The following is a 24,418-nucleotide window of genomic DNA, read 5'->3' on the forward strand; positions in this document are numbered from 1 at the left end:
TTAATTAAATACCAGTTGCTGCAAACCCCTTAACCGGTTTGGCAAAAACCGCTACCAACAGGGCTCCCGTTATCGCCAAGCCCCCGGTTAAAAAGAAGGCACTGGTAAAGTGACCGGAAATCTGGACGATATAGCCGGTGACGCTCGGGGCAAAAATACCGGCGGTGTTTGACAGAAAATGCACAAACCCGCCAACGCGGCCCACACTGTCACTCTGTACCGAATCCTGGATGATCGCCCAATAGGATGGGGTCGCCAAATACGCAAAGAATATACCGCACGACATCAAGGCCACAGCCGCCGTCGCGGTTGATACCATGCCGCACAGCCCGATAGAAAAGGCAGCTCCGGCCAGGCATACCGAGATAACAAGCTTTCTGGCCAACACCAGATTGCCGAGTTTTTTAACCAGGTAATCGGATATAAAACCACCCAGGCCGTACCCTAACGCGCCAAACAGCCAGGGAATGACACTAACAATGGCCATGTTCTTAATGCTAAGATTATGGGCCATGACAAGATAGCTGGGAAACCATGTCAAAAAGAAGTAGGTAGCGTAATTTGTGGCAAAAAAGGCCACAATGGTCGCCACAATGATTGGCTGCTTAATGTAGTAGCTCAGCGGAAGTTTTACCGGAGTTTGTATTGAAGTGACCTTACCTTCCTCAATCTCCTGCAACTCTGCCGGTGATACATGAGGGTGATCTTTCGGCAAGTCGGTTACCAGCCTATGCCAGAAAATTACCCAGACAAACCCCATCACAGCTAAGGTAACAAATGAAATCCGCCAGCCACATTGAACGGCAATCAAACCGACGATAGGCCCGGCCAGGGCAGCCCCCAGCGACATCCCGGTATCGGTAATACCTTTAGCTTTGGCCCGTTCGGTTGCCGGAAACCAGTTATTGATCATTTTATTGGTAACCGAGCTTACCGGCCCTTCACCGGCACCAAAGATGATCCGGAAAACAAGCAGGGAAGCAAAACTCCAGGCCACAGCCGGGGCTGCGGCAAATACCGACCACAATACCAGCGCAATAGTAATTGTTTTCTTTGGACCGTAAATATCTGATATATAACCACCGATAAAACAAAACAATGCATAACTCGCAAAAAAGCCACTGAACAGAACCCCCATCTCCGCCGGTGAAAGATCAAACTCTTTCATAACATACGGCGCCACGATCGACAGTGATGCCCTGTCGACATAGTTGATAAAGGTTAACAGAACCATAAGACCCAGGACTACCCAGCGATATCTTTTCATGACACGGCCTCCTCGTAATGTTTCGTTCCGGTTTTACTCCTGTTTAGCTGGCTGTCCAGCCGCCGTCAATGACAATATCGGCGCCGGTAATATAGCCGGCCCGCGGTGATGCCAGGAAAACGATCATCTCCGCCACCTCACGGGGAGTTCCGGCCCGTCCCATTGGAGTACGTGATTCAATCAATTGCCGCCAGCAAACGTCCTTCATTACTTTTTCCACCATCGGGGTACTGATGAAAGCAGGCGAAATCGAGTTGATTCTGACACCGCTTTTGGCCCATTCATTGGCCATCCCTTTGGTAAACTGCCTGACACCGCCCTTGCTAGCCGCATAGATTGTCCGCTCAGGCAACACGATATGGCCTTGCAAAGAGCTTAAGGTCACAATAGCACCTGAGCCCTGGGCAACCATCTCTTTTCCGCATTCCAAACAACAGAAAAAGGACCCCTTTAAATTGATATTGATAATATAGTCCCAGTCTTCTTCCGTGTAATCCAGTGCCAATTTCCTTACATTGACCCCGGCACAATTGACCAGCACATCAATCCGCCCGTAACGTTCCATAACAGTCCGGACCATGCTCTTTATTTCGCCAACCTTGCCAACATCGGCGCTAATGTAACCGACCTTATACCCCTTGCCGGTAAGCTCACTGGCATATTCCCGGCATTTGACTTCATCTCTGCTCACAATGATACACTGGGCATCAGCCTCGCAAAACCGCTGAACCGTCGCTTTGCCTATTCCTTCACTCCCCCCTGTAACGACAATAACCTTTCCGTCAAACTCTCTCATTCACTCACCCCTGCAATTAATTTGCCGCATTTTCTCAGCCCTGCATTGAAGCCAGTTGCCAACTGCGCTATAATGGAGACAATCGTATGTGGAACACACCCCTGTTTTCCGTTCGATTGTCTCCATCGGCAGCAGTTGTTTTGTTGTTGTGTCGAGCGACAAGTGTCTTTAGGACACATTTTTAGGCATGCTTTGCCCTTGTTTAGCGGCTTATTAAGCCTGCCGTAGTTTAGGTCGCTCTTTTAATCGCCTCCTTTCTGTAGACTAGAGCTTAATTAGGAATTTAATAACTGTAAATATTTCCAGATACCCAGGTGCTTGTCTACACATCACTGGTAGCAAGGTACGCTAAATAAGAAGAATTTTACTGAACCTAAATGTTGTATCTTCTTTCTCTACCTCTCTTTTAACCTTGATATGAATGTTATAAAATCATATCTTTAACCAAACACCTTTCTGTGCAATTATATTGCACTATAAAGTTATTATAATGCAATATAATTGCACAGTCAATACTTTCACTTGAACGGTGTGTGATTTTGATGCCTTCTTTTGGCGAACGTTTAAATCAGTTACGAAAATTACGTGATCTGAAAGCTGAAGATTTGGCAGATGTTATTGGAGTCAAACGTCGGATCATATATATGTATGAGAAAAACGAGTCAAAACCAAGCTTTGAAGTTCTTATCTCCTTAGCCGACTATTTCGATGTATCTCTAGATTATCTGGTCGGTAGATCAGATAAAGCCAGAAGATAGAACTGACGGCAATGTCAGAGACTGGGTTATTGTTCATATTTCAATGTATCTCTCGATTACTTAGTTGGACGGTCCAATAATCTGAGAAGGCTTGAATAGATAAATACTTGAAGCAAGATACTGTAATTTTAAAACCGTCTAAAGCTATTGGATGCTTTAGACGGTTTTTACGTAGGCCAGAATACCACAACCATAAATATGTTCCCACAGACTTATTGCATCATGTTAACATAAGATTCGAGAAGAAAACACATATAATGCTTATTTAAGGCTAAAATTCAATTTGTTGTACATTTTATGTTAATATAGCATATCAAAATAAATATCCCTTAGTTAAAGGGCTGTTGAAGTTTTAATAACCAATAGTTTTTTCCTCTTTGCTTACTAGTCGTTCATACCAGTGGCTAATGTCTAACTACCTATTAGCCCTTTATACATAGTAGATCAGCAAGTGCGTAAGGATCTTCAAAAACTGCAAGGCATAGAGAAATAGCAGCCTTACAGGCGACTTCTTGAAAATCGTCTTTTTTGGTTCCGTCTCCCCAATCACAAATTCCTTTAACGATTATCCATGGTACACGCTCCCGGTCAGCTACAGCGCATAGCCCTGCCCCCTCCATTTCACCTCCTTTTGCGTTAGGAAATGCCTTGAGCAACTTATCTTTAAATTCCTGACTATCAATGAGTTTCTCTCCCGAAAGAAGTTCACCAATATGTTTTTCGGAATAAGCATCTTCCGAAATTTTAAATTCCCATCCCTGAATATTTCTAAAGCGATCCAACAATACAACGTCTGCGTTATATTTAGTATCGCGATTAAGAGATGCATCTTGTCCAACTCTGCTTGGTTCATAGAAGGTAACTTTATCCGCGACGACAACATCACCCAAATTCTGTTTTGTAGGGTTAATACCAAAGGCAATACCGACCATAACAATGGCCTTAGGTTTCCAAAACCGAATGGCTTCAGAAACAGTCATCATTGAAGCATCTCTACCACCTGACCCCATTGCACATCTTACATGTATAGTTGGGTAAGCCCCGAACTTTCCAATATAATAGGTTTGGTTCTGGTTATAACCCTTTAACTTTTGGTTGTAATTATCCAAAGGCTCTATGATGTCGTGTAGTATTTTTGTCTCTAAATCAGTCGCTGTCACAAGAAGAAGATTAGCTGAGCCGACCAATGATTGCAATACTTCATTAGCAACTGCCTTGAACCCACTTTTAGCAGCAATCTTTTTAGTACTGTTGCTATTAAAACTAGTATCTAAACACTTGATTAAGGCATCCATCGCTTCTTTACTATTTGGGGGTGATAGCAACCAGGCTTGCTTACCATCAATTGATATCTCTTGCCCTAAAGAATACCCGTCGGGTGTCTCAGCTAAAGACAATGCTGTTGTAAATTCATTATTCCATACATTAAGGAGGCCATTCTCCGATAATACGTTAAAATAATCCGAAAACATACCAGTCTGATCTACACCAGTAACTTTGCGAGTTCGCTTCATCTTAAATTCTGTATTTTGAAGGAAGCTACCAATATTAGTCTTTATATACCCCTTATAATTCGTTCTATACCCAAAGAATTTCTGTATATTTTCGCTGACCGCTAAAAATATTACAACCGTTCCCTTCGCAATTGCGATCTCCAGTTCCTTAGTCCGCTCTGCTTCATCAAATACAGTGTCCAAATCCCAATCATTGTTTTGTCCCTTAAGTTCGTATAGTTCTTTAGATGAACCCGAACTTTCTGTTGGCCTCCCAAAGATAAAATGTGAAAAACTTTTCGGATGAATAATCACAAAATCGTAATCATATAGTGCGTCAGCTGCAAGCTCTTTAATAATTTCGGGTTTGCCCAGACCCTTAATATGAAAATACTCATTTGTATTCATATCAAAATCTGAGCCAACAAACAAAATCTTTTTAGTCAATTTAGAACCTCCACCTGTGTTCAAATTAGTAACGGCTACCGGGGATGAAACTGGTACCTTATAATAGGCAGTAATAATGAGTATATCTAAAAAATAATTAACCTGTTTAGGATAATAGTCAGTTTTTAGCATTCTTAAAAAAGTAGACGCTCTTAACTCTAGATCACGTGAGGACCCGGAAAACCTAGCAAGCCAAATTGCTAATGCGTGGTCTTCAATTATAGGATCGATCTTATTTTGTATAAAAATCAGATACTCATTCTCTCGATTTTGTGCAACATATCCTAATGCTTTGATAAAATCCTTCACCCAAGAGTCCTGCGTAGCATCTTCGGCTTCCTTTAACAAAACCGACAACCACATTGTTAGTTCTATATTATTTAGTTTTTTTACCCCGAGTGTTATACCCAACAGTGCCGCGTAATCATGCAGAAACGGGGAATAATGTTTAAGCTCTCTTCCCTGTAACCGTCTAATACTTTTGCTAAAGTGCTCATACCAACTGCCATCCTGCCAAAATAAATAGCCAGATGTAGCGATGTCCCGATAATCATCAATAGACAAAGCGTGGGTTACCTGTGTTACCCCACCAATTCGGTTACCCAGCATGAAATCAGTAAAACATTTCAATAACAGAGATTTTGCACATGAGTTAAATATATACTCTTGAATAACCTTGTCATCTGCGAGCAAAGAGATCACCTCTTATAAAAACCAAAGATGTCCACGCAGTCCACTCACAACAGCGTCTGGATCACAACTTGGCACATTTCGCATGTTTCCTAGCAATCTCGCAATTAATTGCGGATATAAAATTGTAATCGGCATAGAAGAAGGAAAGAAACTTCTCCACGATAAGTATGAAAAAGTATATATCTGTTGAGTTAAATAACCAAGGTCTGTGAATGTCGAATAACGATGTAACTTAATTAAGAGGGGCACCCCCATGCCCTGTTTATCGGTTTTAAGCTCACGCGGGCCTACTAGCTGCAACAACTGGTTATTTCCGTCTATACATAGATTAGTTCCTCGACTTGGTGTATAAATACCTTTACCTCTAATGCCTTGCTGCGTCGGATCGAAAATTCGAAAAGGATGATCTTGAGAAATATGTAAAAAGGCAAAATCTAATTTAATTTCTTCTTTATAGTCGTCTGCAAGTTTTTTAATTACTTCTGCCTCAATATCCCTTAACGGCTTAAATGCGTGAATTACAAGACGTACTGTTTCTTGCTCTTGCCAATTTTGTCGCCTTTTAATTTCCTCTATTGAATTACGAACGGAAGAAAGCAACTCTTCGAAATACTCGTCAATATTGACATCTTTAGATTTATTATTAAGCAAATACCGCCCATCGCCGGAGAATATTGTGGTAACTCCGACAACGCGGCGTCGCTTTTGATTACGTTCCCGTGCTACAAAAGAACTTCCAATACCAATAATCAATTCATGGTCAATTTTTTGGTTTCGTGGTATTATCCATGGTTCGCCCTTCAACTTCGCATATATCGCAAGCGCAATATTATTTAAAACATAAATTAGTCCAGCATCACTCTTGTGCATGGTTTCAATACGAACCTCTTGAACTGGAATACCTCGATTCATAAATTTAATTTTCGAAAGAAAATACGGGTTCTCATTTGTCCTATATAACTTGAACTCATCACAAGTTTCAACTATTGCAAGATGATATTGACAATTGGAGCCTAAGCATTCTCGAATAGCTTTTTCATAAGCGTTTATTGTTGGTTTTTCTGCCGTGAAAATATCATATCGAATATTAGTTAAGTGGTACTTACTTTGCATGCCTGTGAATACATCATTTTTTACAAGTTGTATCCCTGAGGTCAGTTTATCCAAAAAATTAGTAACGGTTCCCCTGTGTTGTGCTTGACATATTACTGCAATCCTTGGTGTCTTATATTCGAAATGAATCTTGTCATATGGTCCATATTTTCTCAAGCCAGAATCACTACTAATGTCGGTCTGAACTCCATGATAGTCAAAAACAAATGTCGGCTTTTGAATAAATGACTGCCTCCATTCAAGTGAGCTATCATCGAATAATTTACCTATTTGAAACGAAAATCCCGCGTTACTTTCAAACCTACACTTTTCTAGCCACGAATAAAAGTTGTTGTTGTTATTAGCTATTTCACGCGCATTCTTCCTTTTTGAGTTGAAAAAGCACTCGCGTACCCTTTGCCATGTTGTATGTCCATTTAGTCCTGATACTATGGATTGCAAATTGCCTAGATTGCAATTAACATGGAGCTCTGACAGATTTCGTTGTATATTTTCTCCATCTTTTTCTAATATTGCAATTTTACCTTCAATAGAAACTATCGTTCCAGTAAATTTACTCATTGGCGGTAAATGTTGCTTTAGCTGTTTATATTCATAGACCCTATATCCTACTAGGGGAATAATCCCCATTAAATCTTCGCATGTATATTGATTTATCCACCGATATTCCGGATTTACTAAAACTCCTATTACTGGATTCTTATCATTATAGATTACTCTGGTGTCAATAGAATAACCTTTTGCAAATCGTATTTTTGCCCCATCTGGTAATACACCAGATATAACATTTTCTTTATCCTCATTTGAGTAAAATCGGATTGGACCATAGGAGTCTATAGTAAAATTACTGTTTTTAGCCTTAAGTCTAAGGATGTGAAGAATCATTTGATGAGCAAGCTTCTTGGTCAGGTATGGCCGATTATTCCAATTAAAACGAAATTCTGTACCTATTGTATTTTCAGTACCATTTGTCTTAGCCGAAGTATATATATAGTTACCATCTCGAAAAATATATAGTTCTTCTGATCGGTTGGCACGAAGAGCCTCTAACTCAGCTTGAGAATATAATATTCTTTTGAGTGTTACTTCCTCCGATGTTATATTACAGACCGCGAAATTGCAGAACATAAGTGCCTCCCCGTCTATATAAAACGAATACATTTTTCTGTTAGTTTCTACCTTTTTCCTTTTCATTTCCAGAACAAATTTAGTCATCTTAAAATCCCTAAAAATTAACGATATAGGAGATCAGTACTTATAAATAAGCAATATATCTATATAACTTACCGTTATGCTATTTCCTAGTTACGTTCTTGCTATAAAATCCTCTAAAAACTCAGGCAAGTATTGCTCACAGATTTCCTTCTTAACAACTGCGTGTCCACCAAACAGGCGAAATACAATGACATCTTCCTCTTTATTGAGCAACATCGGTCTACCGTGAATATTTGTACATTCTCTAATCGCTATCATTGGAATAACAGGTCTCAGCCTCCTTATTTCCAACGTGCGTGCTTCATTTAACCAGCCAACCCATTCAGTCTGCCCTCCAATCACTCTATTTTCTACAGAATGGATCCAATAATATCCATTTGACTCATCCACATCACTACTGTTTTTACACTTAAGGTGATGACTGTAAAATGCATTATATTTCCCATTCTGGGAAACTTTGCTGGCGATTTCTCTTAACTCTCCGTCATAAGCTAACAGACCAAGCAGATAATCTGTCGAGACATCAAAATATGTTGCAAGCTTTACCATTGTATAGGTATCAGGCTGGAATTTATCCGTTTCATATCTCTGAATAGATTTAATGCTAATTCCTAACTCTTCCGATAATTTTTCTTGGCTTAAATCAAGAGAAGCTCGTAATTCCTTTAGCTTTTGTCCCAGTGTTTTCATTATAATTCTTTCCTCTCGTCTATTTGTGTTTTTATTATAATTCATTTATTAGTATCAAAAAACGGACAATTATGTCCTATTCTACGGAAAGAATATAAGAGGAATCTTAATAAAGGGTGAAAAGAAAATATCTCTTTAAGATATTAACTTTAGCTATACAGCGATTCTATATGGTAATACACTATCTAATTAGTCATGGCAGTATTGCCATTAGTGAGCTATGTTCAATATAAAAAAATTATATGTACTTACGTAATTCATAGATTTTATTTATACCAAAGTTGATTTTAGTCTGCTAACGAGGCTTTGCTATGTCATCATGAGATGATAACATATTAACTTGTCTTAAGAGTATTGATCAAAGAAATGTATGTCCGAAATTTTAAACAAAGCTCCTGACCCCTTATCTATTCTAAACAACAGACGTTTCAAAGGTTTATGAGTATCGGATAGCCACCATGTAATTAAGCGTGTTTTTGCCGAAAAATTACTGTGGTGAAAAAAGAAGGTATTATCTGGTATATCGGTCGATTGATTTAGATTCAGTTGTTCTGAAATAGAGCCAGCGACGAGATCTGGTATTGCGACAAACATCTTCTATCATTCTAGAACCATCATCACTTTTTGTTGTTCCGCATCTAAGGTTCCCTAAATCAAAAGTTAGATAAATTGTCGAAATCCAGGAAAATAATTTTGTAAGCTGTATGAGTCGACTGTCATTTGCTGCTATGGAATCCTCATCAGTAAACCAAAGAATATTTTGTTTTTCTTGTAATAAACCGGCAATTAAAAATGATAAAAAATGTACAACCCGAAAGCTTTTCTCAAGGGCGTTTTTCGACCACGTTCTGAATTCTTCGAATTCAGGATTTTGCAGGTCAAGAGGAGTTACCCCATCAAATAAAGTTTTTATCGAATTATCTATGGCAACTGAAAAACACAATCCAGGAATATTATCAGCAGCCATAAGAAAATAAGGTAATGCTTGCGCGCGCTTATTATCTCGTAGCGCTTTAAAAGACATTCGTCGTTTATCAGATAAGAACTGCTCCCGCAATTTAATGCGTTCATCATTCCAGTGCCCACATTTACTCAAGTCTGCTAAGAGAAATGATAACACCTGATAAGTAGCACCAGGATGTTCTCCACTATAGTCAGAGGCTAAAAGAATGTTAGCGGCCGAACTGAAATCTGGGAGACTAGATGGATATTTATGAGAAATACTATCCATCATTCGGTTAATTATAGAAAAAGAACCTGATATTCCTTCTAGGCTGCGCCATCCCTTTGAGGGCATATAATAACCCCCTCTATCTTTTACCGCTCATATATGCGAATGAATATTCTAATATAAACAAAACCGATTAATAGTCAGGCATCTCGTCCCATGTCCTCCCTTCAAGCAACCGGCCATTCTTTTTTTTGTTAAAGCCGCCCCATTGTTTGAAGAAGAAAGGAACTTTTTGTCGTACACAGTGATCTCTTATTTCATATATCCATTCAGCCATTATAGGTCGAGCGTATGCCCCCGACTCCCCTCCAACAATGACCCACTGAATCCCATCGAGATCAAGATCATTCAATGGTCCAATTAAAGGCTCTAGGGATAAAAATTTTATATTTGCAGGAATTCGCTTCAAGTCAAACAGTCTATCAACTACGCTACTATTCTCTATAGTTGCACCTTGCCAAATATTTGGTGTCCATTTTAAATAAGGAGCAATTTCTACAAGACGCTTTGTTCTTTTAGTTAATATTTGATAATTATGCCAAGGAGTTACGTTCATTACTTCAAACACTTTTACAATAAAATCAATCGGCACTTCTTCATGAAACAAATCAGACATGGAATTTACAAATACTCTTCTTGGTTTTTTCCATGTCAAAGGTAATCTTATAAGATCATTATGTAACGTTACATTAAAACCATTTGCATACCTCGGGTTACCCATCGCATGGAGTCTCCTAGCCATTATATATGCATAGCAGTTAGCACATCCGGCAGTTATCTTAGTACAACCCGTAACTGGATTCCAAGTTGATTCAGTCCACTCAATTTTTGAAATCGAACCCATAGCCAGTCCTCCTTTCTCTGCCAGTATAGCATACTATTTTACAACGGCAAACATGAGTTCCATTCCCTACTGGGGAAATGAAATTATAACATGGTCAGCCATGCTTTTTATACCGTTAATCACTCGTCTTTTACAAGGATCACAAGTAACTCTTTGATTTAACTCAAGCCTCCTCAAGGCTTCTTTATAATTTGCCATTACAAAAGGCGTATTAATGTGATGAAGGTCATGTATTTGTTGCACATTTAGACTTTTACCTGCAAAGCAATGACAAAGATCATCTGCTAAGTTATCTACAGGCCTATCATACAAAGATAAAAGACTAAGCTGCCTATTGCTTACCGGAATGTATGAAAAACTAGCAACTCCATCATTATGTTCGGAACTGTAGCGATACATAATATTTTTCATTATTGTATATCCCAGCACATGCTTTGATACCAATATTAGATAATGACTTGTACGTTCACCTCCTGCCCTAATAAATCTAAATGGTAGAACATAGTTTTTTCTATTATTGGAAAGCTTTTCCGCCAGTTCATTAAGAATTGTTTGCTCTCGTTCTTCTGGCAACATCTTTCGCACCTTTCCTCTTAGCCAATCAGCTCTCTTTTCCCCAAATATTGAATTCATGTGTTCTACAACTACAGGATTGGTAAGCCCCATATTTATTCTATTGTAATTGAAAAAGAAAATACAATCAGAGCCCCAGTCCTTAATCAAGGCTGCGATGAGTCTTGAACTTAGTCCTTTGTAACCCCATGGGTCAATAAAACCAAGCGAAGGAACAAGACTTGTTTTTTCAAGTTGCTCAGCCATTTCATCGCCAACGACCGAATTAAAGACTTGAGGTTTATGACGAAGATTATCAATACCCGGTAGTTGTATCAATTGAGTATGTAAGTTATTAGCAAATTCGGAATCTGCATCATTGAATAGTACGACCATTTTTTCTTTCAATATTGGATGTGCAATTATTTGCTCTACAACTTTAAGAGGAGTGGATTTGGTCCCATTAGAATATCGACCAGGTCCAGAAAATAGATCAATATATGCAAGCTTTTCGCTCCGCGATTTACTTGCCATAATAGTTGTCCAAGCTCCGAAATAGTCAGCAACAATTTGTGATTTAACCTCGGACTGGTCGAGCGCTTCCTCAAAGAATTGTCTAGGCACATTGCTCCCCCCCACTTGAAAATTTGGGCGCTTTCTTATTTGAGCTATCTCAAGATCCTCACTCGAAATTGAAAGGAATTCATTATTATCCAATAATTTAATTGAGGAGTATTAAAAGGTAAGCCAAAAAATAATATCAATCAACTCCTATTAACTGAATATTAATACGAAAGTCGTATAGTAGGCATTAGGCAAGAGACATAATCCACCAAATAAGGTGAATTATGTCTCAAATTCTGTGAGGTATCGTATTTTTCCTTCAACGTTAGTAAAACTCTTGAAAATTATGTATATATAGTTATTATTTTAGAAAAGTCATATGAGTTACTAAAAACGTTACGAGGCGGCGTATCTAACTTAGCACGCCAGCCGAAGTGTATCCCCATCCTTCGTTACGCTTTAAGCCATGTCTTCAAGAGCGGTTAGAATGGCCTTTTCGATTTCTACCAGTAGGTCTTCCTGGTAGACCGGCGTCTTCGCCTTGAGCATCACCTCTCCTATCGTGACGAGGGCAGGATGGGTCAGCCGCGACAGTTGGGCGAGCCGCCGATTGGAAATCTTCTTTTCTTTCCGTTTGCCTGCAAACCGCCAGTAAAGTTCACGGTCATAACCAACCGGCTTGAAAAGCCCAGGTGCTCGCGTCACGCATTTTTGGGCGATAACAAGACCCTCAGGGTCGAGATCTCCCGAGTAAAGCAGCCTTATTCTCTTTTCCTTGCAAAGTTCAAGGAATTTTATCGTACCGTACTTGTGCTGTCCAGACAGACATGCAACCGCTGTCCCTTCAGGCAAGTGAAGGCGCCTCATCCTCTCGTAAGCCCCTGAACCTTCCATGGCGACCACGACCTTGGTGTCAATTTCGACACCCGACAGAGAGAGCCAATACGAGGCCGGAAAAGCCCCCGTCTGTGGACGCCCATCAACCACAAAATTATAAACCGTCACGTTGCTGTTGAGCTCGCTCGGTTCGATGCCAGCGCTAATCAATCCGGCATTCTCGCGCTCAATGGGTACACCTTCCCCTGGGCCCAATAGGTATCTCAACGCCGCCCTGAGCAACCGCCCAGAAATTCTTCGGCGGTCGAACGCATGAGGGTCGCCGGAGCAAACATTGGCGAACTCTGACTGCGAAACAGGCGGCAAGAGAGGCATCCTTGCTAGGGCCACAACCACAGGCGAGGCGTCTTTCGCCAGCATTGATCCCTTTTCCCTCCACATCCGGTTAAACAACATCAATGCCGGCACCTTTGCCTCTATACCGCCAAGGACAGTTTGTCCCCATTCGGAACTGCAACCTGCAAACAGGCGTCGAAACCATTCAAGTCGTTCATTTTCTAATCTGGCTTCGCACTCCGCGTCCGTCTCCGGCCGGCCGCCAGCGAAAGCGAGCACCACTTCCAACGCATCGTATCCGGCGAAGACATTATTCTTGCCTTTGAATCCTGATAGGAACTCTGCTTTACTTATCGTCACGAAGCTGGAGTAACCGGCTTTACGCTTCCGGTTTGTGAACTGGCACACCTGAGACCATTCTTCGATGGAGAGCGGCCCTATCTCGACCTTGCGCAAATCCCCGTACCGTCGGAAGGAATCAGCCATGGCAGTAAACAGTGACGCCAGGCCCTTGCCGGCCTTTATCCGCGCGACAAGCATTTCAAGCGGTTTCTTCGTAAATTCCACTTCCACTGACTTCCACCGCCTTCCTTATTTCGCCATCTTCGATCATTTTTGTTTGCAGCCGAGGCATCTGCGAAGACGAAGTTTTGGCATGGCCGTTCCATAGGTAATGTTCGCCGAAGACATGCCCACCGAGGGTAGTAAGTCTGTAGACCGACAGACCTCGGACGGTAGAGAGCGTGAAGGTATCATAGAAGGACGCCATCAGGCAACTTATCTTCAACTCATGCAAAAGGTCGAACAAATTCGAGACATTCAACTCGTCTATCCCTGCGAAAGTCTCATCCAAACCCACTAGTCTCGGGGCATCGGGCTTATCCCGGAACATAAGGTCGACGGTGGCGAACACCGGCATAAACACACAGGTGGCGTTTTGCCCAACGCTCATCTCTATCTTTGACTTGGCATGCATTCTTTTTTGCTCCTCACCCACCTTAGTATAAGCAAAGTCAAAGCGGATGAAGTTGTGGTACCCCAGATGTTCCTTAACTTTCGCGAGATAAAGCTCAGAGGAGTTCGGGGCCTCGCCAATGCTTACGCAGTCCTGGCGGAGAACGTTAAGGCAACGCTTCCAGTAATCCCTTACTATCTTGACGGCGCCGTCGTCCAGCCTTGCCCAGTTTCCCATCAGTGATAACACCCGCAACAGCGGGTTTCCTTCTTTGTCTTTCTCGACCTTGCTAACATAGAAATTAAACTTAACATTTTTAGGGCTGTGAGATTCTACCAGTGAGTCTATCTCTTTGCCCCACCGCTCTGCTTCTGAGATGCCCTTGGCTATGTTCTCGATGGCTACTCCGCTGACCAACTCGTCGATAATTCTCTGATCGAAAGTCTCGGCCTGCAGTTGAGCGTCGGTAAGAGCCATACTAGCCTCGAAAAGAGCTGTCGAGAGATCGATATCCTTCAGCCCGCGCACCACGAATCCCTTAGTACCGGACCAACCGTCGACTACCCCCTTTAGGGTCAAAGCTGCGCTTTCACCGAAAGATGCAGACATTACGCCATCCCAGTCACTCTTTTCCCTCGTCACCGCTATTTTCAACCCGGATAAGTCTGGCTCCTCCGTGAGGTCAGATTGCCCCGCCGCGGCCTTGCTGGTCCAAGGCTCCTCCGCAGAACCAGAGGGAAACGCCCGACGTACAGCTTTACTGAACAGGTCTTTAGCCCGTTCGAGTAGCCACCCGGCCTCTTCCTTGCGACCGAGCTTCTCATCGTGGGTCGCCTTGAGGATATCCGCTTGCCCCTCTGCCGCCTCCTTACGTGTCTGCTGCTTGCCCAGTGTTATTCCGGCGTCCTTTAACTCCTTGGATAACCAAGCACGTTCCTGCGCCAGGTTCTTGACCTCAGGAGACTCGAGCCGAGCCAGGAAGTCAGCTATCTTCTTTGTTACCCGTGCGATTTCCTGCTCGACTTCGCCCGCCATCTCTCTGAGCTTCCCGAGCCGGTTCCGACACCCTTGCTCGGCTCGACGGAGGCTTTCGTCCTCCCTTGCACTCGTAAGGGCGTCTGTCATGGCATCAATCATCGCACGAACCGACTTGCTGAGGGCTGCGCGGTCATCTCGCCATCGCCGCACCCACTGGTATAACCCCTTGCGCTCAGGAACCTCGTAGCCGATGCGCTCTATGGCAGCTGCAAGCTTCGTCATCAGCACGGTGAAGCCGCTATGCAATTCTGCAACCCTCCTGCTGGCGTCCTCACGGCGCGCCCGTGCTCTCTCACGGGCGGCGAAAGCCTCAAGGTAAACACCAAGGGCTTTTTTCATTTCACTGTCGCCAGGCATAGCCTTACGCCATGCGGTCGCATCACTGAGACGTTCCTCTGCCAGGCCCTTTTCCGAAGATAGGTCGGAGACCTCGCATTTCTTGTCGGCAATTTCAATTTCCAATTGCCGAAGAAGCCGTTCCTTCGTCCTCCTCCTGGCTTCAAGTCCGATGAACACGGCGACATCTGGAACCGGGTACACACCGCAACCAGTGTCGTTCGCCCACGATCCATCCTTCCCCACCATTGTCCTGCCTCCAGCGGCTGGTTTTTTGATCGCGTGCACGATCCTCACTCCGCGGAGAAACGCCTCAGCGGCACGCCTGAAACTTTCTTTTCCTACAGGCACTGCAACCGCCATGATGTCTGCGAGGCTCGGTCCATGCGTAGCCGGCATCGCAGAGGAGAGTACAAATCCCTCTCCCTCCGCCGGCGGCATGGCCCCTTCTTTTAAGAACACGGCCTCGAGAATCCCTGCCCCCGTAAGAGCTGCCTCAATGGCTGCCTTCACCCGTTCAGGAAGTCCAGGCTTGAATTCCACCGCCTCGTAAAAGGGAAGAAAAGCATCATCTCCCAGTTGAGTTAGAGTATTCACTGCAACTTTACTCAGTGGTGGCCGGGCAAGTTCACGGGCCTTCAGGTCGACGTATTCCTTCTCAAATCGAGTCAGGTCTCGCTTGGCAGCAAGTAGTTCTTCTCCGGTCTTGCGTACTGCGAAGGAGAGTTCTTCCTGCCGTGGCCTGAACGCTTTGTCCACCGCTTCTTCCATGTCTGACACGGCGTCCACCAGGTACTGGCGCATTAGGTTCATGGTCTCGGGAGGCTCGTCTAATTTGGCCAAAGCAGCCGCCCCGGACGATGCCGCTGCATCGTTCACGTACCTTTTGTCGACGCCATCTTGAAGCCACTCTTCGGCTTTTGTGACATAGCCGTCCACCGTGGTAGCGTATTCCGTCATCTTTTCAGTCAACGCTCCCCTCGCGGCATCATACGCTGTCTCTTCATCGACCAACTCCTTCTCTGTTCTCGCCAGTGCCGCCTCGGTTCCCAGTACTTTAGACACATCCCGGTCGGTCTCGTCCGTCAGAGTAATATGAGCATCCAGTGCAGCCCGTGCCTTGGCCGTTCCTACCGTGACCGCCTCGAAAGCCGAATCCTCCGGAAACATCGGAACGTTGGAATCCCACGTCACGGAGAGCTCTGCCAGCCTGTTGGCGAAACCAAGCCGACCGGCCATCTCCGTAGCATCGGCTTTCTTGGCTTCCAACACCTTGTCCGCTGTCACCCGCTTTTTACAGGCGATTTCGCGCTGACGCGTCGCCTCGGCCAAGGATTTCTGTTCTTGGTTAATGTTCATGTTGACCTTTTCAAGATCATCCTGCTTGCGGTCTCGCAAAGCGTCCGCCTCGGCGTGCTTGGTGGCGAGATCTTCCTCGGCCAGTTCGCTATCGATTCGTGCTATCTGGTCGTCCAGAACGGTTATTAGCGCCTGTACTTCCGTGATTTTGGCCTCTGCCTCGACAAGGGCTTGCGCATTTTCTTCCATCGCATCCTTAGCTTTCATCCAAGTCCGTTCTGCTGCGGTCGATTCTTTGCGGCGCTCCTCGAGGAAAGCGCCCCTCCTATGAGCTACATGTCTGAAATACCGTATCGACACCTCATAGTCCTGCGCTAGATCAGCGTGACGGGTTCTCAACTTACCTAGTTCTTTTGCGTGCTTGTCCCTGTTCTCTAAAAGGCCTGCCACCTGGACCAGATGGCTATCGTACGACGGTAGAAAAGCTAGCAGCATGTCTACCGTCTTCTGAAGGATAGACTGGTTGGACTTAGGGTCGACGAGATTGAATTTGATGCGGCGGATATAATCTACGTAACGCTTGTGCTGCATCGGTTCTAGGCCAAACACCGCTTCTCCGACCATGGCAGCGTATTCCTCATCCTTCTTCTTCAGGATTGCTCCGCGTGCAGCCAGATGGGTACCCGCCCGCTCGATAAGGTCGACATCGTAGGTTTCCTCCCCATTTGGCTTTGGGGAGTAACGCCCGACGGTAATGAATCCGCCGCCCTCGATTTCACCGATACGGTGGCCGCTACTCTCAGGCAGCAGCACACCGAGGAAGTCCGCTCGGTAAGTCTTACCCGAGCCCGTCGCCGGGGTATGGGTCACCCGGACTTTTAGCCCGATGCCGTGGGTCAGATAGGATTCTGCGTTCTCTCGTTTGTATTCAATAAAGGCAAACATATCTTTCGCCTGCCGGTCGCGGAAGTGCTCCCCCATAAGATACCCCAGGTGGTCGTTTGCTGGTCCGCCATCCTTAGCCGACATCATCTGTCCTTTTTGGTACTTGCCGTCGAGCAGAAACGGAAGTATCCCGTTGAGGGTTGTCGACTTCCCGCATCCGTTCTCGCCGGTCAGCAGAAGATTGCCCTTCTCGAAGAAAAATTCTTGGTAGGCGTAGTTCCAGAACCCTGCTAGGATTATCCGATATGGGACCCATCGGCTGACTTCATTCCTGGTCATCGTCCGCCCCCCCTTCATCCATGTATACATAGTGGAATTGACCGCTCAACCGCCCGAGGGCCGGGCTTAGAACCACTAAGCCCGGCGCCTCTTCCATGGAGGCGAGATTCCAGTCCCCCAAATACCTAAGAAATTCTCGCCATCCTTCCGCTAGGCGCTGATCAATGGACGCCGTGAATCTTCCCCTCAAGTCATCCGCAAATCGCTCGTAGATAGCCGCGAAAGAAGCCTCATGCATTTTTAGGACAAAACCGTGCTCCGGCGGCTCGATTTCGCCTTCGGCCACCAGCTTACGTAGAAACCATCCGAAGGCGAATATAAGCTTTCCTTTAGTGTTTCCTGCGGCACATAGTTGCCGGGCGTCCCTTGAACGTTCTCCGTATACCAACGCCGCCGTGCGGTTCGCGTATTCCAGGCGCAGCCCTAACAATGCCTCCAGCATCCGTCCATATTCCTCATGCCGCTTGTCTATAAAAGCGAGTTCACCCTCCGTCATGTCGCCAGCGTTTACGAAAGGAAAAAGAAGGAGCTTGCGACTAAGGCTTCGCATTGGTTCCATAGCGGCCTCCCGTTCCATCGCCAGTCGGGGATAGTCGCCTGCCGCCATTCTTGATAGCTCCGGCGGCATTGGCAAGAGCGCCTCCGCTTTCGAATCGAAGGCAAGCACCGAGTCGCGGGAATCTTCCCTATCCATTCCTTCAATGCCTCCGGTCGGGCCTGCGTCATACTCAGCGAGCACACCCATTTCGTCCCTCATCACCTTCAGTACACGCTGCAGAGACAACCGAGTGTCCCGCACCGTCCAGTCGACTTCCATCGCGGAATGGGCATTTACTTGTCCCATCACTCCTTCGGCCAGGTCTTTAAGTAGCATGTGATCGTCGAGACGTGGTCTGCTGTAGAGCCATGCAAGTGTCGCTGCGAACAGAACATGATCGATCTTGGCTGCGAGACACCGATTCTTATGATTGTCTGTGCGGGGCGACATTCCCATCCATCGTGTCGGCCGGGCCACCATCTTGACCAACCGGTAGAAAGGCTCATCATCGGCTCCGATGAGTTCCCAGCCGCAAAGCTCTCGAAACATCTCCGACAGCCCTGTCCGCCTCAGGTGTATCGGGGTAGCTTTTTCATCGTCCTTGGCAATCCAGTCCCGCTCCACCAGCCGCCTCGCACCCAACCGAAACTCCTCGTCAGGCATGATTGCTCCCGCAACGCGCCCTAGAAGAGCGAGGTCATCATTCATCACCGAGCACCTCTACTTCCATGTCCTTTATTCTCAGCGTCCCGTCTTCGAATTCGACTTCCACGAGTGGACCACGTTTCGGCGTGAATTTCACGCGCGGGCCGTACCTAGTCGGAGCGACGAGTCTTTCAGGTACCAGTGTCCCCGAAGCGTCTCTGACACCTGGGTTTTTCAGGGCACTTGCCCACCAGCCCAGTATAGCGAGGCGCACCGCTCGCCCGTGCCGCCCTTTAGGCAGCTCTGATAGGGTGAATTGGCCTTGGGCGAGCAGACCGATCACCTCAGCCTCCGCCGCCCGTCTCTCCTCAACTCGACGTTCGTGCTCGCGAATGAACTCTGGCGGCGGCAGCCTTATTTCCGAAGGTTTCTGTCGAGGCTTACGGCCTCGTTTCGTCAGCGGTAAGATTTCTTCTACCACGCCCTCGTACGTCCAGAAACTCTCCGGCACATTGTACGGCAGAACTCCGTTGTCCTCTCCCCCACTCGACTCTATACACAGGTGCCTCGATCTTAACGCCCCAAATACTGTTGCCAATAACCTCTGGCTCTCTTCCTCCCCGTCGCAGATGGCGAATGCCCCCATCAGGTTCTGGTATTTCCGCGCCAACCCCGAAGCCGTATCCTTCTCTCTAAAGCGGCGAAGAAACACCGCGTAAAACCCTGCCAACGCATTAATCGTCGCCGCGAAAACCTTTTGACACTCTGTCCTGCCATCACGGTACTCGTCTGCCTCTCTTGGGACGAAATATGCAGACAAGCTGTCCCACTGAGACGAATAGTCCTTATATATCGCATCTGCGTCTGCGTCTAACTCTTGCTTAGCGACGAAGCCGGCGGCTTTGTAAAGCATCTCATGTAACACCCCTCCGTCATCCATGCTGCATATCTCGCGGCTTATCTGAGGTTGCAACTCCGAAAGCGTACCAGCGAAAGCTTCCACGTTATCCTTGAGCGAACGGTAGAACTCAAGGCTCCGCTCCTCTCCCGCCGCAACCATCCGATCCTCGATGTCCGCGCTTCCGATAACGGTATAGTAACGCACCGCCCCGTGGTGCAGACGGTTGAAGGTATCCATTAGAAACTGCCATTGCCGGGCAAACCCTTCGACTCGTCCTGCCTCTAGCTCTTCCCTCATTCGTTTTAGTTGCTCCATCAAAAGCTCAATATCCTCGTTCGTGACTTTCGGTTCCGGTACGGGCCTCGCTAATTCAAGGGCGAAACGCATAACCTGGACGCCAGTCTCCGATAGGGCATAATCATTACTCTTGTTAGCAATTTCTTCGACGGTCTTGGCCTTGTAATAGTTGGGCCGTTTGACGACGTTGCCCCACCCATACAACTTGTCAAGGAGGTTATGCAACTCAACCTGCTCAGCTTCCCCCCTTTCCTTTCGATAGGCATCAAACACCTCGTGAAATGTCCTGAAGTGATGTCCGGTAAGGTAGGACGAATAGAGATAGGAGCAGATGGCGATATACTTTTCTTTTCCCGGCGTATTCAGATATCTAAGCGCCTCAAGCCTTTTCGCTTCCGGGTCCATTTTAGTCCCTCCACACCTCCCGGCTAAGCGGGATGTTCAGGTTTGCTAGTAATTTGATCACAAGAAACATAGATTCTCTATCATTTTGCGTCCATATAGCACGAAGGATTCCCGCCTTTTTACGCTAATGCACCTATTGTTAGCATAATGTCATCACAAATATTAACCATAATGGTCATAACCTTATGTATAGTTTATTTTTACGAAAAAAGTCACACGGAGTTAGTAAAATCAACTATTTCCCAGCTAGCTTACAACAATATCGGACAGAAAATTCAACCTTTGATCCGTGACATTGAATCCACCCAATTTATTTCAATTGTTATTCAATTGCATTATATGGACCATAATTAATTGTACCTAAAATTTGTTTCCACATATTTTCTCTCTTAATAATATCTTCATCATTATAAAATTCAATAACGGAAAAGGAAATTTCATTATAGCCATTTTCGAGTACAAATAGATTAAGCTGTTGGGCATCACCGTTTGAATTTAGATGTTTCATCCATCTACCAATTATTCCATCTATACCACACGCACTTCCTATGTACCTACTCTTGCCATCTCTTGATCTCTGAATATATATCCCGTTCTTACTTAGTTCTCTCTTTAAATTATTATTTTCTGAGTTATCTTCCCATATACTTATTATTTCTCGCCATGTAAAGGTTTGCCCCATAACATCATTCTGGCTTGTATCAACGTCTGGTAAATTCAGTCCTTCAAATTTAGATGTTCTTGCTACAGCACTACTGTTTTTGCATTCATTTACTATCTCATTATTTAGGAGAATATTTTTTATCATAGTGGCTAATTGAGCGTAGTCATTAGACTTATAATCAACTACCCAATTTGTTTTGTTTATTATTTCCTTTAACGATGCCAATTTTTCTTTTAGCTTAACATTAATTTTATCAGAATGATAAATTCTAAAATAGAAATCATTCTTATTTCCCCATAATTCAAACGATCTAATTTTATATATATTGGTTTTTACTCGGTAAGCAATAAAAGAATTTTCACTATTTGTATTATCTTCTTTTACCTTAGCAATAAATAATTCAGCCAATCCACTTTGTTGTAAGATGTTTTCTAAAATATCAAACATTACTACTCTCCTCTCATCATTAACTATATTATTTTTACTCTACAATTATTATTCAGCCCCTGATCATAGCTACATCCGTTCTCATCGTCACCAATAATGTAGTAAACTATCTTCTCATAAGGGTGTCTACCACTGCGGAAATCGCAATATATATGCGGACATAGGTAAAACTCATCTCCATTAATATCATAATCTATAAATTCAATACAATTTTTGCTAGCATCACACCCTGCAATAAGTAAGAGAATGTCGGGGGTTTTCTGGTTTTTCTCAAAAATAACATCGATAACAGACTTTACATCTCGTTTTCCCAACTTTTGATAACGCTTACACTGAATATGCCAAATACGCTTAGTTTGGTTTTCTAGTTCTTCAACTGCGTCTATATCTATTCCGTCATCCGAACCACTACGCCCAAAATGGTTTATATCATATCACCGCCGCATCCTATAAACTATCATTAAGCATAGATCTTCAAACCTTGCTGGCGAAAGGTCCTCAAAGTGCAGTTTATTAATCGTTCTAGATGGTCTCATTTCATCACCACCAAATTTTATAGTTCTTTTCCGCTACGAATATGAAAAATAGGTGCTTGATCTATCTTCATCCAATAATAGCCATTAAGTTAAAAGACATAATCCACCAAATAAGGTGAATTATGTCTCAACTTCTGTAAGATAGCGTAATTTTCCTTCCATGTTTGTATATTTTTTGCAAAACCATGATCAACTTGGCCGCACCATCAGCTTTGTTATCCATTGCAAGAGTTTTCTTCGGAGATCTGATACATCGACGCTATGCGATGAATGAGACCTGTAAGAACTGTGTGAACGCTGGGAATAATGAGCCATCTGATCCAGATTGTCTGTAGCAAAGATTTCTTCTAACGAGCTTTGGATTGTGCTGGTTTTCTCCAAATAAATAGGTTCACTTCCTGAAGCTTTTAACTTTGAATCATTAGGCTGAATATTTTTGGCCTCGACATGAGGAGCATCGACCAATCCCAACTGCGATGCAAACCATAAAACTGTTGCCGATCCATATGCCCAAAATTTTTTCAGTCTTTCATAAACAGAAAAAAACATAATTTGGGATGTTTTGTAAGATTATATAAGACTAAGAATAATCAGATTGTAAAAAAGGCTACCGGATCACCGGCAGCCTCCCTGAGAAACTGGACAACTTACCCATAGTTCGTCCACTAGTGGCCTCCGGCAACTAATAGATATAGTCTATAAAAACTTTATCCCTGCTTATCCTCTGCATAACTCCCAGTACCGTCAAGATTATTTTCGTAAGTCTTAGGAATAACTACCTAGGATGGGTGGTTACACATTTACCTTTGTCCACGCCTTCCAGCATGTTGGGCTTCACTAATACTCTATCGCCAGGCTGAATAAACTGGGACATGCCGCCTATATGGGTAAGCAATTCCTGCATCGCTTATTCGACTATATGCGTATCGTAAGAATCAGCTTTGACGACCTTCATGAGGGGCAGAAGCAGTGCGATTAAACAGCGTCAGAGTTCGGCAACTCTTGTCGAGTATGAAACGAACCCATGCCGGTTGGCCAGGCAGAGCGATATCAGCCGAAGTGCGCTGTCAAATGCACTGGCCGGCCGGCGAAACGTAGGAAAAAAATTATTGGCTGTGCTAATCCGGGCCTTTCCCAGTGAAACCATCGAAACCCTAACACTTCCTGAAAGGCAGGTGGCAATTTGAAATTTGTGTACGTATGCTCTCCCTTGCGGAGAGACATAGAAACCAATATCCGGCGGGCTCACGGCTATTGCCGGTTCGTCGTCCACCAAGGAGCGCTGCCGCTGGGAGCGACTGGAACAGCTTGTCTACTAGATCCAATGCTTTTCTTCTCACAGCCTTGCCGTCCATGTCTGAAATCGTAATTGATTTGATCCTACTCCCCTTGGGGATTTTAATTTGAACACCATCAATCCAAATTTCCATACTTTCACCTCTTTCGTAACATTTTTTGAGGGCGTAAAAGCGCCTCTACTTTATAGCCACGAAAAAGCTGAAAATCAGGGGGGTAATTCACGGATTTATTCTTGTAAATTTTGGATATTACTTAATTTCTTTTCGGTGACTAACTTTCAATCAGGATTTTCCTCATCCGTTTGTAAATCCGGTTCAGCCGCTCATGAATGCTCTGTGGGGCGACTCCTTCCTCCCGGGCAACGTTCACTATTGTGCGCTCGTCAATATATATCTTTTTGAGTAGCTCTTGCTGTTGGGGCAAGAGCTTTCGCCATGCCCTTCGGACGGCGGCGATTTCCGCTCTCCTTTCAACAACAAAGGAGACGTCCGGTATGGTTACGTCTCCCGCCTGGATTTCATCCAGTGATCTTTTATCACGATTTTCGGTTCGCGTCTCGGCTCGCTCCCGATCTTCGACGTACTTGTCAAATTTGGTAATTTCTTTCTCGACGTCTTCGCGTAAATGGACTTCCTCTTCTACGGGCTCGCCTTTTACAAATTTGAACTTGAATTTCATTTTTGTTTCCCTCCTTTTTGTTAGGAGAGAAACAAAAAAGCCGGATAATTCGCTACATCATTTAGCAATTTATCCGGCTTTAGTGACTTATTGAATTCACAGGTCATTATGTATTTTTTGTTTACACTTTTATGCGTTTCTGCATAATTGAGTAAAATAGATGAAAATAAAAAGCTTATTGATTGATAAATTTATCAGTCAATAAGCTAACTTTCTTCGCGCTCAAACTTTCATAAGCACAAGGTCGAGTAGAAGCGGGCCTCACGGCCCGACAACCCTCACAGAACCGGACGGGCCCAACTAAGGCATCCGGCTCTTCA

The 24,418-nt window shown here is 44.4% G+C and carries 17 protein-coding genes; 2 read left to right on the forward strand and 15 right to left on the reverse strand.

Annotated elements, in window-relative coordinates; translation table 11 throughout:
- Nucleotides 1–4: 4 nt before the first annotated feature.
- Together GT1_RS10990 and GT1_RS10995 are read right to left on the reverse strand one after the other, a co-directional pair.
- A complete protein-coding gene (locus GT1_RS10990) occupies nucleotides 5–1,267 on the reverse strand; it encodes an MFS transporter (protein WP_188398735.1) in 1,263 nt (420 codons plus the stop codon).
- A 43-nt stretch (nucleotides 1,268–1,310) separates the two neighbouring features.
- Nucleotides 1,311–2,063, reverse strand: a complete 753-nt coding sequence (locus GT1_RS10995; protein ID WP_188398736.1) for an SDR family NAD(P)-dependent oxidoreductase — start codon at nucleotides 2,061–2,063, stop codon at nucleotides 1,311–1,313.
- 542 nt (nucleotides 2,064–2,605) lie between these two features.
- Between GT1_RS10995 and GT1_RS11000 the strand changes: the two genes are divergently transcribed.
- Nucleotides 2,606–2,821, forward strand: a complete 216-nt coding sequence (locus GT1_RS11000) for a helix-turn-helix domain-containing protein (protein WP_188398737.1) — start codon at nucleotides 2,606–2,608, stop codon at nucleotides 2,819–2,821.
- A gap of 422 nt (nucleotides 2,822–3,243) precedes the next feature.
- Here GT1_RS11000 and GT1_RS11005 read toward each other — a convergent pair whose 3' ends face one another.
- The 12 genes from GT1_RS11005 to GT1_RS22745 all read right to left on the reverse strand — a co-directional run bounded on the left by GT1_RS11005 (nucleotide 3,244) and on the right by GT1_RS22745 (nucleotide 22,013).
- Nucleotides 3,244–5,454 carry a hypothetical protein gene (locus tag GT1_RS11005; protein WP_188398738.1) on the reverse strand — a complete coding sequence of 737 codons (2,211 nt, stop codon included), beginning with the start codon at nucleotides 5,452–5,454 and terminating at the stop codon, nucleotides 3,244–3,246.
- Between the two features lie 12 nt (nucleotides 5,455–5,466).
- Nucleotides 5,467–7,782 carry a Piwi domain-containing protein gene (locus tag GT1_RS11010; RefSeq protein ID WP_188398739.1) on the reverse strand — a complete coding sequence of 772 codons (2,316 nt, stop codon included), beginning with the start codon at nucleotides 7,780–7,782 and terminating at the stop codon, nucleotides 5,467–5,469.
- 90 nt (nucleotides 7,783–7,872) lie between these two features.
- A complete protein-coding gene (locus GT1_RS11015) occupies nucleotides 7,873–8,472 on the reverse strand; it encodes a helix-turn-helix domain-containing protein (RefSeq protein WP_188398740.1) in 600 nt (199 codons plus the stop codon).
- 511 nt (nucleotides 8,473–8,983) lie between these two features.
- Complete coding sequence (locus tag GT1_RS11020) at nucleotides 8,984–9,769, reverse strand: hypothetical protein (RefSeq protein ID WP_188398741.1); 786 nt, start codon at nucleotides 9,767–9,769, stop codon at nucleotides 8,984–8,986.
- Nucleotides 9,770–9,836: 67 nt separating this feature from the next.
- Nucleotides 9,837–10,547, reverse strand: coding sequence for a DUF5131 family protein (locus GT1_RS11025; RefSeq protein ID WP_188398742.1), 711 nt, complete (start codon nucleotides 10,545–10,547; stop codon nucleotides 9,837–9,839).
- 66 nt (nucleotides 10,548–10,613) lie between these two features.
- Nucleotides 10,614–11,723: a three-Cys-motif partner protein TcmP gene (locus GT1_RS11030; protein ID WP_223226181.1), complete on the reverse strand. Its 1,110-nt coding sequence runs from the start codon at nucleotides 11,721–11,723 to the stop codon at nucleotides 10,614–10,616.
- 399 nt (nucleotides 11,724–12,122) lie between these two features.
- Nucleotides 12,123–13,409 carry a TIGR02679 domain-containing protein gene (locus GT1_RS11035; protein WP_188398744.1) on the reverse strand — a complete coding sequence of 429 codons (1,287 nt, stop codon included), beginning with the start codon at nucleotides 13,407–13,409 and terminating at the stop codon, nucleotides 12,123–12,125.
- Nucleotides 13,378–17,688 carry an SbcC/MukB-like Walker B domain-containing protein gene (locus GT1_RS11040; protein ID WP_188398745.1) on the reverse strand — a complete coding sequence of 1,437 codons (4,311 nt, stop codon included), beginning with the start codon at nucleotides 17,686–17,688 and terminating at the stop codon, nucleotides 13,378–13,380. Before GT1_RS11040 ends, GT1_RS11035 begins: the two co-directional genes overlap by 32 nt.
- Nucleotides 17,675–18,934 (reverse strand): DUF2398 family protein, encoded by a 1,260-nt coding sequence (locus tag GT1_RS11045; protein ID WP_223226186.1) that lies wholly within the window; start codon nucleotides 18,932–18,934, stop codon nucleotides 17,675–17,677. The genes GT1_RS11040 and GT1_RS11045 overlap by 14 nt, the downstream gene beginning before the upstream one ends.
- Entirely contained in the window at nucleotides 18,927–20,474 is a 1,548-nt protein-coding gene (locus tag GT1_RS11050) for a DUF2397 family protein (RefSeq protein ID WP_188398747.1), read from the reverse strand. The genes GT1_RS11045 and GT1_RS11050 overlap by 8 nt, the downstream gene beginning before the upstream one ends.
- 322 nt (nucleotides 20,475–20,796) lie before the next feature.
- The gene (locus tag GT1_RS11055; protein ID WP_188398748.1) at nucleotides 20,797–21,585 is read right to left on the reverse strand and encodes a GIY-YIG nuclease family protein; all 789 of its coding nucleotides are present in this window, start codon (nucleotides 21,583–21,585) and stop codon (nucleotides 20,797–20,799) included.
- A 23-nt stretch (nucleotides 21,586–21,608) separates the two neighbouring features.
- A complete protein-coding gene (locus GT1_RS22745) occupies nucleotides 21,609–22,013 on the reverse strand; it encodes a hypothetical protein (RefSeq protein WP_188398763.1) in 405 nt (134 codons plus the stop codon).
- Between the two features lie 1,049 nt (nucleotides 22,014–23,062).
- On the opposite strand from GT1_RS22745, the gene GT1_RS11070 reads away from it, so the two are divergent.
- Nucleotides 23,063–23,308, forward strand: coding sequence for a hypothetical protein (locus GT1_RS11070; protein ID WP_223226182.1), 246 nt, complete (start codon nucleotides 23,063–23,065; stop codon nucleotides 23,306–23,308).
- A gap of 382 nt (nucleotides 23,309–23,690) precedes the next feature.
- Here GT1_RS11070 and GT1_RS11075 read toward each other — a convergent pair whose 3' ends face one another.
- Nucleotides 23,691–24,098, reverse strand: coding sequence for a sigma-70 family RNA polymerase sigma factor (locus tag GT1_RS11075; RefSeq protein ID WP_188398750.1), 408 nt, complete (start codon nucleotides 24,096–24,098; stop codon nucleotides 23,691–23,693).
- Nucleotides 24,099–24,418: the final 320 nt, after the last annotated feature.

The sequence above is a fragment of the Sporomusa sp. GT1 genome (assembly GCF_014634905.1).
In the GTDB taxonomy this organism is placed as follows: domain Bacteria; phylum Bacillota; class Negativicutes; order Sporomusales; family Sporomusaceae; genus Sporomusa; species Sporomusa sphaeroides.

Excerpts from the sequence above, each read along its gene's own strand:
- GT1_RS10990 (WP_188398735.1), bottom strand. The coding sequence starts at position 1,267 with ATGAAAAGATATCGCTGGGTAGTCCTGGGTCTTATGGTTCTGTTAACC.
- GT1_RS10995 (WP_188398736.1), bottom strand. The coding sequence starts at position 2,063 with ATGAGAGAGTTTGACGGAAAGGTTATTGTCGTTACAGGGGGGAGTGAA.
- GT1_RS11000 (WP_188398737.1), top strand. The coding sequence starts at position 2,606 with ATGCCTTCTTTTGGCGAACGTTTAAATCAGTTACGAAAATTACGTGAT.
- GT1_RS11010 (WP_188398739.1), bottom strand. The coding sequence starts at position 7,782 with ATGACTAAATTTGTTCTGGAAATGAAAAGGAAAAAGGTAGAAACTAAC.
- GT1_RS11015 (WP_188398740.1), bottom strand. The coding sequence starts at position 8,472 with ATGAAAACACTGGGACAAAAGCTAAAGGAATTACGAGCTTCTCTTGAT.
- GT1_RS11020 (WP_188398741.1), bottom strand. The coding sequence starts at position 9,769 with ATGCCCTCAAAGGGATGGCGCAGCCTAGAAGGAATATCAGGTTCTTTT.
- GT1_RS11025 (WP_188398742.1), bottom strand. The coding sequence starts at position 10,547 with ATGGGTTCGATTTCAAAAATTGAGTGGACTGAATCAACTTGGAATCCA.
- GT1_RS11040 (WP_188398745.1), bottom strand. The coding sequence starts at position 17,688 with ATGACCAGGAATGAAGTCAGCCGATGGGTCCCATATCGGATAATCCTA.
- GT1_RS11045 (WP_223226186.1), bottom strand. The coding sequence starts at position 18,934 with ATGAATGATGACCTCGCTCTTCTAGGGCGCGTTGCGGGAGCAATCATG.
- GT1_RS11050 (WP_188398747.1), bottom strand. The coding sequence starts at position 20,474 with ATGGACCCGGAAGCGAAAAGGCTTGAGGCGCTTAGATATCTGAATACG.
- GT1_RS11055 (WP_188398748.1), bottom strand. The coding sequence starts at position 21,585 with ATGTTTGATATTTTAGAAAACATCTTACAACAAAGTGGATTGGCTGAA.
- GT1_RS11075 (WP_188398750.1), bottom strand. The coding sequence starts at position 24,098 with ATGAAATTCAAGTTCAAATTTGTAAAAGGCGAGCCCGTAGAAGAGGAA.